The following is a 15,009-nucleotide window of genomic DNA, read 5'->3' on the forward strand; positions in this document are numbered from 1 at the left end:
TGGAATGGGGCAGGGTTAATACGGGGAAATGCTAGCTGCCGTGGGGTGGACGGAGCGTGCTGCCACGGTGCGTAACCACCGTGGGTACCAATTCCAGGGATTCGTGTGGTCCCGGAGTTCCGGTTTCGAGGAGTTCGCAAATAATTTGTACAGCGCGCCGTGATACTTCCTTCGGGCGCAGATCGATGGTTGAAAGTGGCACGGGCTGCAGTTCGGCAAGGGTGGGAGAAGCGCTGCCGATGATGGAAACGTCCTTGCCGGGCGTTAGGCCACGCGCTGCCAGTGCGCGGCGGAGGATGTCCTGGATGGTGCGGTCAGGCGCAATGAAGGCCGGCACACCTTTCGTGGCAGCTAGCGCTTTGTCCACGGAATCCGTGATGGTTGCTACGTCAGCCCCTCCCGGTAAGTGCTGTACGGACACCCCCACGGATTCGGCTGCTCGGTCAACTCCGCGCATGAACCGGTCAACGTAGTTCACGTGGCGATTGACGACCGCCGGCTGCCATTCGATGATCGAGATGACTGAGTGTCCTGCGGCTGCCAGGTCACGGACGCATTGGCTGCCTGCCATCTCGAAATCTGCATCGATGCAGACCAGTCCGGAGGGATCCCGGGGGATGCCGATGAGCAGCACGGGGACATTGAGTGTCCTCGCTACGGGAAGCCGTTCGTCCTCGTCCTCCACCTGCATCAGGATCAAGCCGTCACAGATCTGCTGGCCCACCACCCTGCGGAGTCCTGCAGCGCCTTCGTCCTCGGTGACCAGCAGGATGTCGTGATCGAACTGCCTTGCTGTTGAGGCAATCACGGAAACGAATTCCATGAGGGAAGCCATTTCCAGCTCTGGAATGAAGGGGATGACCAACCCGATCACGCGCGTCCTGCGCCCGGCCAAAGCGCGGGCCCCGGCGTTCGGCTGGTACGTCAGCTCTTCGATGGCAGCTTCGACTTTTTTCCGGGTCTTTTCGGATATGGGGCGCTTGCCGCTCAGGACGTACGACACCGTACTCTGCGCAACGCCGGCGGCCTGGGCAACGTCCTTGCTGGTGGGCATTGCCAGGCCTCCTCAAGCTCTGTTGAACGGTGATGTGCAGTGAACAAAAATGATGTTGTCGATACGTATCGTCGATGCGTATCGAAAAAAGTATGACATGCGACACATCATTCCTGCAATGCTTTGGTGCAACCGCGTTGTCAGCTCAGGTGGTCAAAGTCACCCCGCGCCCATGCGGCATGCCGCGCGGCGGAGTTCCGAAGAACAGCTTTTGCGTCGGACCGGATGACGTTGTTGAAGTTGCCGTAGATCCGGTCAAAGGTCAGTTCGTCCAGCTGGGCGGCGATCCGCAACGCCACAGAACCTGACAGCGGCAAGTGGTTGGGGTAGCTCCGCATGAAGGAAACGGATCGGCGGTCCGGATTGGGAAAGACACTGTCGCCGGTCAGCAGGACTCCTCGACCTTCGGCCCCGGCTGCCCAGTGCACCACGGCGCTGCCGCGAAAATGGCCTCCGGTTTGGTGGAGTGTCAGCCCGTCGGCAATGTCGAACGTTCCGGACCAGAAGGAGACCGCGGGATCCTGGCGTCCCAGCCACTCCCTATCCGCTTCTGGCACCAGAACCGGAATTCCGCCCAGCCGTTGTGACCATTCCACCTGTACTCCGTACATATGCGGATGGCTGGCCGCGACCGCCAGGACCGGCCCGCGTCCCAGGACCATGTTCACCGCGTGGTCGTCCAGGTATCCGGGTGGATCCCACAACAGCGAACCGGCGGGAGTCACGACGAGTTGGGCCGTCTGGCCGATACCGACTTTCGGTTGCGTTCTGATTCCCATTAGTCCTGGTTCGTTATCTACCAAGACTGCTTGCTGGCCGGCAGTGGCCAGCCCCTCCAGGGAAAGCCACTGCTGTCCGGCTTCGGGCACGTATTGCCGTTCGTCGGTGCAGATCGGGCACAGATCGGGTACGGGTTCCTCGCGTTCGACAGCGCACGCTGCGCAGATCAACATGGCTTCTCCTCCCTGGGCGTCTGCCCACACTATGCCAGCAGAAAGTCCTCGTGGAAGGGGCGCCGTGGGGATCGTCACGCATGAAAACGGGTGCCAAATATGCGCGACGGGGTTTTCACCTGCATAGTTAATGTCTTGGGCTTGCATCGATGGGTACAGTCACCGCAAGAATGCAAGACGGAAACGAACAGGGGCTCGACTTGGCAGGGAATGCAACCTTCCGGCACAGCAATACCGCATTGCTCTCGGTGAGCAGTGTTGAAGCTCCCAGAATTGTGAGTTCGACGGATTTCGACCATAGGTTGGCTGCCACGCTGAAACGGCTGAAGTTTCCGCCGCGGTTGCTTGAGCGCGTGGCCGGAGTGACGCATCGAAGGTGGTGGGCAGCCGGTACGTCCTTCGACGATGCAGCAGTGGATGCCGGGGCAAAAGCCTTGGCCGAGGCCGGCGTCGAAGCTTCCGAAGTCGGCCTGCTCATCAACACCTCGGTGACAAGGCGCAACCTGGAACCCTCTGTTGCCGTGAAGATCCACCACGAGCTGGGCCTGCCGTCGTCGGCCATGAACTTTGACCTGGCCAATGCCTGCCTGGGTTTCGTGAACGGCTTGATCCTTGCGGCCAACATGATCGACTCCGGCCAGATTAAGTACGCCGTGATCGTCAATGGTGAAGATGCCCAAAGTACCCAGGAAGCTACCTTGGCACGCCTGCAGCGGCCGGAGACCACCCGGGACGATTTCAACCGCGAATTCGCCACCCTGACACTGGGATCCGGCGCCGCCGCCGCTGTCCTCGGCCCCGCGAACGAGCACCCGGGTGCGCATCGGCTGGTGGGCGGAGTGATGAGGGCCGGCACCGAACACCACGAATTGTGTGTGGGCGGCATTGACGGCATGAGCACCGATACGAAGGGCCTGCTTGACGGCGGCCTTCAACTGGTGGTGGATGCCTGGCACGAGGCCATGCCCGACTGGGACTGGGCTGCCATGGACCGCTACGTGACCCATCAGGTCAGCAATGCCTATACGCAGGCCATCATCAATGCCATTGATCTCGACCCGGACAAAGTCCCCATCACCTTCCCGCACTGGGGCAACGTTGGCCCTGCCTCCCTCCCCATGACCCTCGCTGCTGAGGCCCAGTCGCTGAATTCCGGTGACCGGATCTTGTGCATGGGTGTGGGTTCCGGCCTCAATGCGGGGATGGTGGAGATCGTTTGGTAGCCACCAGCTGGCCAGGCGTGGATCCTGCATGGTCCCGGTCGATCGACGTCATGTCAACGTCGGCAGTGGATGCTCCCGGCACCACGCGGCGCTGGCACATTCTGGACAACGGTGCCCAGCTTGCCAGACGGGGACTGACCCCCATTGGCACGCTGCTGTGCGTTCATGGCAACCCAACCTGGTCCTATTTGTGGCGGACTCTGTTGTCTGCCGGATCCAACCCGGCCCATCCGTGGCGGGTAGTGGCTGTTGATCAACTGGACATGGGGTTTTCCGAGCGAACCGGCACCTTCCGCCGCTTGCAGGACCGGATCAACGATCTTGGCGATTTGAGCGATGCCTTGGAGCTCCAAGGACCGGTCACGACAGTAGGTCACGACTGGGGTGGAGTGATCAGCCTCGGCTGGGCGCTGGCGCACCAGGAACAGCTGGCCGGCGTGGTCCTGACGAATACCGCGGTCCATCAGCCGTCCGGTTCGCCCATCCCGCCGGCACTTCGCCTCGCTTTGCACCCTGCGGTGCACCGTTGGGGAACCACGACATCGGACGCCTTTTTGCGTGTCACCCATTCCCTCGCGCACCCACCACTGGCTGCCGATATTCGCAAGGCCTACATGGCGCCCTATCGTGGCGTGCAACGACGGGCCGGGGTAGGTAACTTCGTAGCCGACATCCCGGTAGATGCAACGCACCCCAGTTTCCCGGCTCTGCAGAGTATCGCGGAGGGCCTCCGTGGCCTGAAGGTCCCGGCGCTCATGATGTGGGGCCCAAGGGATCCCATCTTCTCCGACAGGTACCTCAAGGACCTCATCGACCGGCTCGCGCACGCGGATGTGCACCGCTTTGAAGGTGCCGGCCACCTGGTGGCCGAGGATCGGGACATTGCGTCACCACTCTTTCAGTGGCTCGCCGGGAATGCACCGACCCCTTCCAGCCAACAGGCCCTTTCCAGCCACTCAAGCCTGCCCGACCCAGGCCAGCAAAGTGCCGAGGGGAACGGCCCGCCCCGGTTCCGTCCGTTCTGGGATTCTGTTGACGTGTTGGCAACGGGAACGGCCAGTGCAGAAACTGCTGTGGCCGAAATGGGTCCGGACGGCACTGTCAGCCGCTCGCTGACATGGCACCAGCTGCACCGGAACATCCTGGACCTCGAGGCAGGACTGCGGGACATGGGCGTCGGTAAGGGAAGTCGCGTGAGCCTGATGGTCCCTCCCGGTGTGGATCTCACGGTCACCCTGTATGCCTGTTTGCGCCTCGGCGCCGTGGTAGTGGTTGCTGATGCGGGTCTGGGAACCAAAGGCCTGAGCCGGGCGGTGAAGGGTGCAACCGCGGACTTCATCGTCGGTATCGACAAGGCCCTGCTCGCGGCATCGCTGCTCGGGTGGCCCGGACGGCGGATCAGCGTGCGTGACCTGCCGGCCGTGCGGCGTCGTACCTTCGGGGTGGAAACCTCACTGGACGCCCTAATGCGGCGGGGAGCCGCGAGACCGGCAGCACAATCACCGGAATCAAGCGATCCCGATGCGCCGGCCGCAGTGCTTTTCACCTCCGGTTCCACCGGCCCCGCGAAAGGGGTCCTCTACACGCACCGCCAATTGACGGCAATGCGGGATACCGTAGCCGGGACGTTCGGCATCAAGGAAGGGTCCCGGCTCGTTGCGGGGTTCGCACCGTTTGCCCTCTTGGGCCCGGCGCTTGGCGCGGTTTCCGTCACTCCGGACATGGATGTTACGGCCCCCCGGACCCTGACGGCGCGGGCCTTGGCTGATGCTGTGACTGCCATCGACGCTACGGTGGTCTTCGCCGCGCCTGCGGCCCTCCACAATGTCGTGGCCACCGGCGACGCCTTGGACGAAACAGGGCGTGCGGCGTTGGGCCGTGTCAGCTTGCTCTTGTCCGCCGGGGCGCCGGTGCCCGAACCATTGCTTGTTGACGTGCAGAAGATCCTGCCGGGAGCGTCGTTGCACACCCCCTATGGCATGACGGAGGCACTCCCGGTCACGGACATCAGCCTCGAGGAAATCCAGGCGGCAGAAGCGGAAGCGGCAGCCGGATCTGTTCCCGGTGCCGGGAACGGCGTGTGCGTCGGAACGCCGGTGCAGGGTGCCCGCTTGGCGATCATCCCCTTGGAAGCGGACGGTACGGCGTCCGGGTCGGTTCCCGTCACAAGCCCGGGCGTAACCGGCGAAATCCTGGTGAGCGCGCCGCATGTCAAGGAAGCCTATGACAGGCTTTGGCTCACCCAGCAGGTGAGCGTCAATCCTGCTGGATGGCACCGCACCGGTGACGTAGGCCATTTCGACGCCGTTGGGCGGCTTTGGGTGGAAGGCCGCCTCGCCCACGTCGTGACCGCGCCCGGCGCTGTGGTGACACCGGTGGGCGCTGAGCAAGCCATTGAACGGTTGGATAGCATCCGCCTGGCTGCGATCGTGGGAGTGGGGCCGGTCGGCACCCAGGCTGTTGCCGCCGTCGTCGAAACTGTCCCGCCTGTCCGCAAAGCGGGTCCGGCCACGCCGCAGCTTGCCGGCCACGTCAGGCGCGCGGCGCATGATGCCGGCGTCCAGGTGTCGGCCGTCCTGGCGGTACCTGCCCAGCCGACCGATATCCGGCACAACGCGAAGATCGACAGGGCCCGCTTGGCCCGATGGGCTTCGCGCGTCCTGGCCGGCGGCCGTCCGGGAACGCCATGAGGGTCCTTGTCACCGGTGCCAGCGGGCTGCTCGGGGGCGAAGTAGCCCGCTTGCTGGTCCGGCAGGGCCATGACGTGACCACCTTCCAGAGACGGCCTTCCGGAGTTGTCGGCGCTGCGGATGTTTGCGGATCTGTGACGGATGGATCCGCCGTCATGCGCGCCGTGGACGGCACGGAAGGGATCATCCACCTGGCTGCCAAGGTCTCGTTCGCCGGCCGTGCCGAGGACTTCCATGCCATCAACGTCGAAGGAACCCAGCGTCTGATTGACGCCGCGCGGGCGGCCGGAGTGGGGGACACCGTGTTTGTCTCTTCTCCGTCGGTTGCGAACTCCGGGCAGGCGATCGCCGGTCTCGGTGCCGAACCGGCTGACCCCCAGGGCGCCCACGGTCACTACTCACGCACCAAGGGGGAAGCAGAGCTGCTTGCCTTGGCCGCGGATTCTCCGGGCTTCCGGGTTGCCGCCGTCCGGCCACACATTGTGTGGGGTCCCGGCGATACGCAGCTGGTGGAGCGCGTCCTGGCGCGGGCCAATAGCAACCGCTTGCCCCTCCTGGATGCCGGTGCAGCCCTGATCGACACTACCTACGTGCACAATGCTGCGTCTGCGATTGTTGCCGCCCTGCACCGGATGGATGCTGTTCATGGCAGGGCCGTGGTGGTCAGCAACGGTGAGCCGCGACCCATCGGCGAGCTGCTGGCAGGGATCTGTGCTGCGGGTGGCGTGCAGGCGCCGTCGTGGACAGTGCCGGGTGTTGCAGCGAGGGCGGCAGGAGCCGTGGTTGAGAAACTGTGGACGTGGGCAGCCCGTAAGGAGGAACCTCCCATGACCAGGTTCCTTGCCGAGCAGCTTTCAACAGCCCACTGGTTTGACCAGCGTGAAACCCGCCGGCTCCTCGATTGGTCGCCGGAGGTGTCCCTCGACGAGGGGTTGGCCAGGCTTGCGGAGTATTACGGGCAGGGAGGGGCGGGGCTGCAAGCAGGGCAGCTGCGGGAGCGCCGCCTTGGACAGGACGCTGAACCTCTACCGAAAGGGCTGACATGGCACTGAAAGCTGGAACCCACGTTGAGTGGAACACTCCCCAGGGCAAGACACACGGCAAAATCATTGAAAAGAAGACCAGCGACTTCCAGCTGGATGGCAACACCCACCGTGCCAGCGAAGACGAGCCGCAATACGTGGTGGAATCGGACAAAACCGGAGCGCGGGCGGCCCATAAGGGTTCCGCGCTCACCGAGGTGCAATAGCCCGACGGTCAGGGTTTCTCTTTCTCCGGGGCCGGCCGTGGCAATGAGGTGCCCTGAAGCTGGCGAAGAGCCAGCAACGGAAACAGCAGGACGGAGAGCATTCCTGCGCCGACCAACGCTGATGCGATGCCACTGGAGATCAGATCGTGATCCCTGCCAATGGCCGTGACAGCCACGATGACCGGCAAACCCGTGGCACCAAAAAGAACGATCGCGCGCTTCGCGGCCGCCGTGGCGCCCACCGGCGCTGCCAGCACGCACGGCAATCCACGGACCAGGAGGAGCAAGCCGAGGAACAACGGAACCATCGCCAAGGCCAGGGGACTCGACGTCAAGGAAGCCAGCTCGAAGTCAATGCCCGTGTCGATAAAGAAGACCGGGACCAGTAACCCGAAGGCGATCGCGTCGACTTTCCTCTCGATGACGGTCCGCTCCGCTTCCGGCGCCCGGGCGATGGCAATTTTCCACAGCACCCCCGCCGCGAAAGCCCCCAGCAACATGTCAAGACCCAGCAGCGTACTTAGGACCACCAACAAGCTGAGGATAAGCATGATGGACCGTACGGCGAACTGTCCGCTGGTGTGGAGCGTCCGGGTGATGTGCGAATGGAACAGTACGTGCCGTGAGCGCGAGGCCAGGAATATCGCTGCTGCCGTCAGGAGAACGAATCCAAGAAGCACTGCGGATGCTGCTCCCAGCTGCCTGCCGCTGAAGAAGAGCGAGATGGCGACCAGAGGGCCAAACTCGCCCACGGCCCCCAAAGCGGTGACGGCGATGCCAGTCGGCGTCTTCGCCTGGCCGGCGTCCCGCAGGATGGGCAGCAGGGTGCCCAACGCGGTGGAACAGAGCGCGACGCCGATAATCACCGCCGGCTCGGCGGCGGACGTCAGAGCAAAGCCGGCAGCCACGCCGGCCGCCAGGGAGATGACCCAGCCGGCGGAAGCCCGGCCAAGGGGACGGCCGCGTATCGCCCTGAAGTCGATTTCGTTGCCGGCGACGAAGAACAGCATGGCCAGCCCGAAGTCGGCCAAAGTATCCGTGAACTGGGTGGACTGGACCCAACCCAGCAGGCTGGGTCCGAGGAGCATGCCAAGGACGATCTCGAAAACCACGATTGGCACTTTCACCGCGCGCTCCACGAAGCGTGCGGCGAGGGGTGCTGCGACGGCCGTGGCCGCGATGAGGACCAGGGACACGGACAAGCTTTGCATCACGGGTCCCTTCGATTTCCGGACCGCTTCGGGTGATGTTGGCGCACAGCTCTACTCCCACCGTGGGACGTGGCGTGTCAGGGTTTTCCGGGCCATTCCCGGCCGGCCCAGGGGTCGTAATCGGCAATAAGCTCCTGCTGTGGGGGACGGTCCGGTTCCGGAACGTGCTGCAGGTTGACCCGGACCCGGTACCACAGCGAGCTCGATCCGCGCATGCCGTCGATCAGAACGTCTGCCGGATGCAGTTTGGGAACGACGCCTTCGTGAAGTTCCTTCCATTGCTCGAGGGCTTTAAGCGCTTCAGGCTTGGTCTTGGTCCGCGCTACCTCGATCAGAGGCATTGAGGATGTCCGTCGGCCGGAACCATCACCGGCACGCGGTGCCTTCTCAGCCGGGCCGAGTTCTGCGGCCAAGGCAAGCAGCCCGTCCAGCGAGCCGGCCGCGTCATCGATTCCGGAATGCGGATCACCTATCGCGGCGAATCGTTCCGGAACAGTTAGTACCGTGAACTGTTCCGGGCGCGCGGAGCGGACTTCATCCCAAGTGAGCGGCATGGAGACCCGGGCGTCAGGCCGCGACCGGATGGAGTAGGCGGATGCCACCGTTCGGTCCTTGGCATTTTGGTTGAAGTCCACGAAGACGCTCTCACCCCGTTCTTCCTTCCACCACCTTGCGGTGGCGAGCCCTGGCGCCCGGTTCTCCACCTCGCGTGCGAGGGTCTCGGCGGCCAACCGAACGTCCCTGAAGGTCCATCGGGGCGCAATCCGGACCAGGATGTGAAGTCCGCGTGAACCGCTTGTCTTGGGCCAGCCAACCAGCCCGACATCGCCGAGCACCTCACGCGCAACATACGCGGTGTCCACTATCTGCGACCAATCCACCCCAGGCATGGGATCGAGATCGACACGGAGTTCGTCTGGGTGTTCCAGGTCTTCTGCCCTGACCGGGTGCGGGTTGAGGTCCAGGCACCCCAGGTTGACCACCCACGCCAGGCCCGCGGCATCACGTATGACGGTCTCCTCCGCAGACGTCCCGGATGAATAGTGCAGCGTTGCAGTGTCGATGAAGCCGGGGTGGTTCTCCGGGACCCGTTTTTGGAAGAAAGGCTCCTCGTCAATGCCTTTTGGGAAGCGCTTCAGCACCATCGGCCTGCCGGCAGCCCCTCGGAGTGCACCTTCGGCAACGTCCAGGTAATAGCGGACAAGATCGAGCTTGCTCAACCCTGGCTCGCGAAAGACCACTTTGTCCGGGTTGGAGATACGGACTTCGGCGCCGCCAATGTCGAGTATCTCCGCCGGTGTCTTGGAGGGGCTCATGCGGTCACGCTAGCAATGAACATCGGATCCAACCAGAGCACGGGGAAGGAAAAATCGAAACCTTGGCTGTCTGCTGCGTAGGGATAATCCGCGGACTGGCTTTAAAAATATAAGTAGGTATGGTGTTGCCATAAGCAAAGAACAAGGAGATGGAAAGGAGATGGAAATGTCCGGTAAATCACCCAATGGTGCAAAAATGAAAAAGCAGGGCAAGACCATTCTGGAAAAGCGTGCGGAAAAGCGGGCAAAGGCTGAATCAAGCGACACCGTCTTTTCCAAGCCCAGGAAAAACCAACGATAAGCCGTGCCGAGGCCGCCCACAATGGCGTGGGGCCTCGGCCGTTAGCAGGTGCCACCAACCCTCGGCGGGCTTCATAGAGAACAGTTACTGTCGCTTGGAATTGAGAGTTGCAGCAATGGAAAACCAGATTTTGCCAAAGATAGTTGCCTTGATTGTGCCTGCCCGCCTGGGTGAGCGGGTTCGCCTGGAGGAAATCGGACAAACAGTGGAAGCGTGCCAGTCAATCGTCGAAGGAAATGTTGAAGCAATAGACGGGCAAGGCTGGCATGTCCTTCTGAACGACCAGGCAATTCATATTCCTTTGCCCCTGAATCCGCGTGCAGAGGTCCTGATGCGTGAAGCGGGCACGTCCTTGGAAGGCACCGTCAGCGGCAATGCCGTGTTCCTGGGACACGGAACCGGGGGATTGGAGGAGGACGTCCCCGACTACCTCGTGGGCCTGGCGGAGCGCCTGTTCGAGGTCCGGCTGGCGGCGTAGGCCGGACCTGCTCCCAGGCGTTGATGAGGCTGGCCGACTATATTGGCCATGTCAGCCCACCACCACAATTGAGGGAGCTTGCACAGCATGGCCAAAGAACTTGCCACCCAACTCATTGAACAACTCCAAGCTGCGGGCGTGCAGCGGATTTATGGAATCGTGGGCGACAGCCTCAATCCAATTGTTGACGCTGTCCGTCAGACAGGCGGCTCGAAAAACGGGGGCATTGACTGGATCCACGTCCGCCACGAGGAGGCGGCTGCATTTGCTGCTGCGGCTGAAGCGCAACTAACGGGAAAGCTGGCCGTCTGCGCAGGATCTTGTGGTCCAGGCAACCTTCACCTGATCAACGGCCTGTACGACGCCAACCGCACCGGCGCTCCGGTCCTGGCCATTGCGTCACATATTCCGAGCAGGCAGATTGGCAGCGGCTTCTTCCAGGAGACCCACCCGGACCGGCTCTTCAACGAGTGCTCCGTGTACTCCGAGCTCATCAGCACCCCCGAGCAAGCTCCACGTGTCATGCATAGCGCCATCCAGAATGCGGTTGGCTTGGGGGGAGTGGCCGTCGTGACGCTTCCCGGCGACATTGCAGATCTTGAGGCGGCAGCACCGACGCCCCTTCCGGCGACGTTCCGTCCCGCCAGTCTGGTGCCTGACCAGGCAAGTGTCCGAGAGCTGGCGGATGCCATTAACGACGCCGGAAAGGTGGCCATTTTCGCCGGAGCAGGCGTTGCGGGCGCCCACGACGAATTGATCTCACTGGCTGAGCTGATCAACGCGCCCATTGGGCACTCGTTGCGGGGCAAGGACTTTGTCCAGTACGACAACCCATTCGATATCGGCATGACGGGCTTGCTGGGTTACGGAGCTGCGGCGGAAGGCATCGAGGACGCGGATCTGTTGATCCTTCTCGGGACGGACTTCCCGTACGACCAGTTCCTTCCGGACACCCGGACAGCCCAAGTGGACCGGGCGGCGCAGCGCCTGGGGCGACGCACCGACGTCGACATTGCCGTTCACGGTGACGTGCTGCCCACCCTGAACGCCCTCCTGCCACTGGTCCGGCCCAAGAAGAACCGCCGCTTCCTCGACCAGATGCTCAAGAAGCACGATCGCCTGATGAACAAGGCGGTGGGGGCCTACACCCGCAAAGTGGAAAAGAAACAACCCATCCACCCGGAATATGCCGCTTCGCTCCTGGACCAGGTAGCGGCCGAAGACGCGGTTTTCACCGCCGATACCGGCATGTGCAACGTCTGGACGGCGCGCTACATCAATCCCCTGGGGACCCGTCGCCTCATCGGCTCCTACCTCCATGGGTCCATGGCCAACGCGCTTCCGCATGCCATCGGCGCCCAGGTGGCCTATCCGGAGCGACAGGTGGTGTCTGTCTCCGGTGACGGAGGCCTTTCAATGCTTCTCGGCGAGCTCGTGACCGTGGCCGCACACCAGTTGCCTGTGAAGGTGGTTGTGTTCAATAACTCCACCTTGGGCATGGTGAAGCTGGAGATGCTGGTGGATGGGCTGCCGGACTTCGGCGTGGATGTTCCCGACGCCAATTATGCCGCGGTGGCCAAGGCCCTGGGCTTCCACGCCGTGCGGGTCACGGACCCCGCCGACATTGAAGGTGCCTACCGCGCCGCGTTCGCCCATCCCGGGCCAGCCTTGGTGGAACTCATCACCGACCCCAATGCGCTGTCCATTCCGCCGAAGATTTCCGGATCCCAGGTCATTGGATTCGCCACGGCCATGTCCAAGGTGGTCCTGAACCGGGGCGCCGGAGAAGCTGTGAGCATGGCACGCAGCAATCTCCGGAACATTCCCCGGCGTTAGCCTATTGGCCCAGGGCGGCGGCGAGGTAGGGTGCCGTGCGTCCCGAAGTGGAACGCGCGACGACGGCCGGCGGCCCTGCGATCATGATCTCCCCGCCGGCGTCGCCGCCCCCGGGGCCCAAGTCGATGACCCAATCCGCCCCGACCACCACGTCCATCTCGTGTTCGACCACCACTACCGTGTTGCCGGCATCGACCAGTCTGTGAAGCTGCGCCATCAAGAGTTGGACGTCGGCGGGATGCAGGCCGGTGGTGGGCTCATCCAACAGGTACAGGGTGTGGCCGCGTTGGACGCGTTGGAGCTCGGTGGCCAGTTTGATGCGTTGGGCTTCACCGCCGGAGAGTTCCGTTGCGGGCTGACCCAACCGCAGGTATCCCAAGCCAACTTCCTTGAGGGTCTGCAGGCTGCGGGACACGGACGGCAGATCGGACAAGAAGGCAGCTGCGGCATTGACGGTCATGCCCAGGACGTCGGCGATGTTCTTCCCACGGTAGGTGACCTCGAGTGTTTCGGGGTTGAACCGCGAACCGTGGCATTCCGGGCACGGGCCGTAACTGCCGGGGAGGAACAGGAGCTCCACCGCCACGAACCCTTCGCCTTGGCAGGTTTCGCAGCGGCCACCAGCTACGTTGAAAGAGAACCGGCCGGCTCCGAAGCCGCGGGCGCGTGCGTCGTCGGTGGCCGCGAATTCCTTCCGGACCCCATCGAACAGCCCGGTATAGGTGGCCAGGTTGGAACGCGGGGTCCGGCCGATGGGTTTTTGGTCGACCTGGACCAGCCGGTCGAGCTGGTGAAGGCCTGACACCAATGCCGGCGCGTCCGCGGCCCCGGCGTCCACGGCCAGGTTTTCGATGCCACCAGCACTGGCGTCGCCGGGTGACTCCGGATGGAGCCCGGCGCCCACCACGTCTGCGAGTACCCGGCTGACCAGGGTGGACTTCCCGGATCCCGAGACGCCCGTTACCGCCGTCATCACGCCCAGCGGGAAATCCACGTCCAGGTTCCGCAGATTGTGCCGGTGGACGTTCTTGAGCTGCAGCCAGTTGGTGGTTTCCCTGGCTGCCCGGGCTTCCTTTGCTTCCCGGGGCGTGTGTCCGGTCCCGGTGGCGACATGGCCGTCGTCGGCCGCTTCTTTGGCTCGGTCGCCGCTGGCGCCGTCAGGGAAAAGGAACGGGCGGGTGACGGAATCCGCCACGGCCTCCAGCCCCGCCACAGGGCCACTGTAAAGTATCTGGCCACCTCCTTCGCCGGCGTGCGGCCCCACGTCCACCAACCAGTCAGCGGCGCGAACGAAGTCCATGTTGTGTTCGACCACAAACACCGAATTACCGGAGCTTTTGAGCGTGTCCAGCACGGCGAGGAGCGGTTCGGCATCGGCCGGGTGGAGGCCTGCGGAGGGCTCGTCCAGGACGTAGATCACGCCGAAAAGGCCGGAGCGGAGCTGTGTGGCGATCCGGAGGCGTTGCATTTCGCCGGGGGAGAGGGTGGGCGTCGGACGGCCCAAGGCGAGGTACCCCAGGCCCAGATCCAGCAGCACGGTGATGCGGTTGAGGAGATCGCGGGTTATGGCGATTGCTACCTCGTTGGTCTCGCCGGAGGTCTGGGTACGGGATGCTGTGCTGGCCGAGGTGGCCTCCGTGATGGGACGGATCAGACGGGCCAGTTCGGTCATCGGCAACGCGTTGAGTTCGGCGATGGTCTTGCCTGCGAAAGTTACCGCCAACGCCTCCGGCCTGAGTCCGCTGCCTCCGCACATGGGACACCGTCCCGTCTCCATGAAACGAAGTACGCGGTCTCGCATGGTGCTGCTCTTGGAATCCGCGAGGGTGTGCAGGACGTAGCTTTTCGCGCTCCAGAAACGGCCCTTGTACGGCTTGGCCACACGATCCCTTTGCGGCGTCACTTCCACCACCGGTTGTTCGTCGGTGAAGAGGATCCAGTCGCGGTCCTTTTTGGGGAGCTTCTTCCACGGCGTATCGACGTCGTATCCCAAGTGGCTGAGGATGTCGCGGAGATTCTTGCCCTGCCAGGCTCCTGGCCACGCTGCGATGGCACCGTCCCTGATGCTCAGGGACGTATCGGGGACGAGGGATTCCTCGCTTACGGTGTGGGCGACGCCCAGGCCGTGGCATTCGGGGCAGGCGCCGGCGGCCGTGTTCGGAGAGAAAGCGTCGGAGTCGAGCTGGCTTGCCCCTTCCGGGTACCTGCCTGCACGTGAGAAGAGCATCCGCAGCGAGTTGGACAGTGTTGTCAGCGTGCCGACGCTTGACCGGGCGGTTGCCGTTCCCCTGCGTTGTTGAAGCGCGACGGCGGGCGGCAGCCCCGTGATTGACTCAACCTTGGGGTTGTGGCCCTGTTGAATCAAGCGTCGGGCGTAGGGGGCGACGGATTCGAAATAGCGTCGCTGGGCCTCGGCGAAGATTGTGCCGAAAGCCAAGGAGGACTTTCCGGATCCCGACACTCCAGTGAAGGCCACGATAGCGTCGCGGGGAACATCGACGTCCACGTTGCGGAGGTTGTTCTCCTTGGCTCCGCGCACCTGGACGAAACCACCGTCAAGGTCGCCGGAGTTCAGGGGCGGTTGGGCGGCTTCGGTCCCGCTGGCGATTGTCAGTTTACTGTCCATTGGTACGACTCTATCGGCCTGACGGACTGTGTGGCCCATGCGGCCTGGGGCGCAGCCGGGGGCATAGCCGGC

General features: G+C 63.5%; 12 protein-coding genes. 7 read left to right on the forward strand and 5 right to left on the reverse strand.

The annotated features are described in order from the left end of the window. Positions 1–31 precede the first annotated feature (31 nt). Both AB4Y81_RS11445 and AB4Y81_RS11450 read right to left on the reverse strand, forming a co-directional pair. Complete coding sequence (locus tag AB4Y81_RS11445; RefSeq protein ID WP_039241106.1) at positions 32–1,054, reverse strand: LacI family DNA-binding transcriptional regulator; 1,023 nt, start codon at positions 1,052–1,054, stop codon at positions 32–34. A gap of 140 nt (positions 1,055–1,194) precedes the next feature. Next, positions 1,195–2,007: a hydrolase gene (locus AB4Y81_RS11450; protein ID WP_189075631.1), complete on the reverse strand. Its 813-nt coding sequence runs from the start codon at positions 2,005–2,007 to the stop codon at positions 1,195–1,197. 170 nt (positions 2,008–2,177) lie between these two features. Here AB4Y81_RS11450 and AB4Y81_RS11455 point away from each other — a divergent pair, with 170 nt between their 5' ends. The 4 genes from AB4Y81_RS11455 to AB4Y81_RS11470 are packed head-to-tail and all read left to right on the forward strand — an operon-like array spanning position 2,178 to position 7,169. Next, positions 2,178–3,230 (forward strand): 3-oxoacyl-ACP synthase III, encoded by a 1,053-nt coding sequence (locus AB4Y81_RS11455; protein ID WP_189075630.1) that lies wholly within the window; start codon positions 2,178–2,180, stop codon positions 3,228–3,230. Then, on the forward strand, positions 3,224–5,920 hold the full coding sequence (locus AB4Y81_RS11460) for an alpha/beta fold hydrolase (protein WP_441995901.1): 2,697 nt from the start codon (positions 3,224–3,226) through the stop codon (positions 5,918–5,920). Before AB4Y81_RS11455 ends, AB4Y81_RS11460 begins: the two co-directional genes overlap by 7 nt. Next, the gene (locus AB4Y81_RS11465) at positions 5,917–6,972 is read left to right on the forward strand and encodes an NAD-dependent epimerase/dehydratase family protein (protein ID WP_441995902.1); all 1,056 of its coding nucleotides are present in this window, start codon (positions 5,917–5,919) and stop codon (positions 6,970–6,972) included. Before AB4Y81_RS11460 ends, AB4Y81_RS11465 begins: the two co-directional genes overlap by 4 nt. After that, positions 6,963–7,169 carry a DUF2945 domain-containing protein gene (locus AB4Y81_RS11470; RefSeq protein ID WP_193590490.1) on the forward strand — a complete coding sequence of 69 codons (207 nt, stop codon included), beginning with the start codon at positions 6,963–6,965 and terminating at the stop codon, positions 7,167–7,169. The genes AB4Y81_RS11465 and AB4Y81_RS11470 overlap by 10 nt, the downstream gene beginning before the upstream one ends. An 8-nt stretch (positions 7,170–7,177) precedes the next feature. Here AB4Y81_RS11470 and AB4Y81_RS11475 read toward each other — a convergent pair whose 3' ends face one another. Then, the gene (locus AB4Y81_RS11475) at positions 7,178–8,380 is read right to left on the reverse strand and encodes a cation:proton antiporter (protein ID WP_441995903.1); all 1,203 of its coding nucleotides are present in this window, start codon (positions 8,378–8,380) and stop codon (positions 7,178–7,180) included. Positions 8,381–8,457: 77 nt separating this feature from the next. Next, on the reverse strand, positions 8,458–9,696 hold the full coding sequence (gene ligD, locus AB4Y81_RS11480) for a non-homologous end-joining DNA ligase (protein WP_055976147.1): 1,239 nt from the start codon (positions 9,694–9,696) through the stop codon (positions 8,458–8,460). Positions 9,697–9,862: 166 nt separating this feature from the next. On the opposite strand from ligD, the gene AB4Y81_RS11485 reads away from it, so the two are divergent. The 3 genes from AB4Y81_RS11485 to AB4Y81_RS11495 all read left to right on the forward strand — a co-directional run bounded on the left by AB4Y81_RS11485 (position 9,863) and on the right by AB4Y81_RS11495 (position 12,311). Further along, entirely contained in the window at positions 9,863–9,997 is a 135-nt protein-coding gene (locus tag AB4Y81_RS11485; RefSeq protein WP_269453333.1) for a hypothetical protein, read from the forward strand. 115 nt (positions 9,998–10,112) lie between these two features. Continuing rightward, positions 10,113–10,475 carry a DUF3846 domain-containing protein gene (locus AB4Y81_RS11490; protein WP_055976144.1) on the forward strand — a complete coding sequence of 121 codons (363 nt, stop codon included), beginning with the start codon at positions 10,113–10,115 and terminating at the stop codon, positions 10,473–10,475. An 87-nt stretch (positions 10,476–10,562) separates the two neighbouring features. Further along, positions 10,563–12,311 carry a pyruvate dehydrogenase gene (locus AB4Y81_RS11495; protein WP_039241116.1) on the forward strand — a complete coding sequence of 583 codons (1,749 nt, stop codon included), beginning with the start codon at positions 10,563–10,565 and terminating at the stop codon, positions 12,309–12,311. Position 12,312: 1 nt separating this feature from the next. Here AB4Y81_RS11495 and AB4Y81_RS11500 read toward each other — a convergent pair whose 3' ends face one another. Beyond that, entirely contained in the window at positions 12,313–14,937 is a 2,625-nt protein-coding gene (locus tag AB4Y81_RS11500; protein WP_441995906.1) for an ABC transporter, read from the reverse strand. Positions 14,938–15,009 lie beyond the last annotated feature (72 nt).

Origin of the sequence: Paenarthrobacter sp. TAF1, assembly GCF_052113825.1 — a bacterium.
GTDB lineage: Bacteria > Actinomycetota > Actinomycetes > Actinomycetales > Micrococcaceae > Arthrobacter > Arthrobacter nicotinovorans.

Coding starts and splice junctions, on each gene's coding strand:
- AB4Y81_RS11445 (WP_039241106.1), bottom strand. CDS start 1,054: ATGCCCACCAGCAAGGACGTTGCCCAGGCCGCCGGCGTTGCGCAGAGT.
- AB4Y81_RS11450 (WP_189075631.1), bottom strand. CDS start 2,007: ATGTTGATCTGCGCAGCGTGCGCTGTCGAACGCGAGGAACCCGTACCC.
- AB4Y81_RS11455 (WP_189075630.1), top strand. CDS start 2,178: ATGCAAGACGGAAACGAACAGGGGCTCGACTTGGCAGGGAATGCAACC.
- AB4Y81_RS11465 (WP_441995902.1), top strand. CDS start 5,917: ATGAGGGTCCTTGTCACCGGTGCCAGCGGGCTGCTCGGGGGCGAAGTA.
- AB4Y81_RS11470 (WP_193590490.1), top strand. CDS start 6,963: ATGGCACTGAAAGCTGGAACCCACGTTGAGTGGAACACTCCCCAGGGC.
- AB4Y81_RS11475 (WP_441995903.1), bottom strand. CDS start 8,380: ATGCAAAGCTTGTCCGTGTCCCTGGTCCTCATCGCGGCCACGGCCGTC.
- ligD (WP_055976147.1), bottom strand. CDS start 9,696: ATGAGCCCCTCCAAGACACCGGCGGAGATACTCGACATTGGCGGCGCC.
- AB4Y81_RS11485 (WP_269453333.1), top strand. CDS start 9,863: ATGTCCGGTAAATCACCCAATGGTGCAAAAATGAAAAAGCAGGGCAAG.
- AB4Y81_RS11490 (WP_055976144.1), top strand. CDS start 10,113: ATGGAAAACCAGATTTTGCCAAAGATAGTTGCCTTGATTGTGCCTGCC.
- AB4Y81_RS11495 (WP_039241116.1), top strand. CDS start 10,563: ATGGCCAAAGAACTTGCCACCCAACTCATTGAACAACTCCAAGCTGCG.
- AB4Y81_RS11500 (WP_441995906.1), bottom strand. CDS start 14,937: ATGGACAGTAAACTGACAATCGCCAGCGGGACCGAAGCCGCCCAACCG.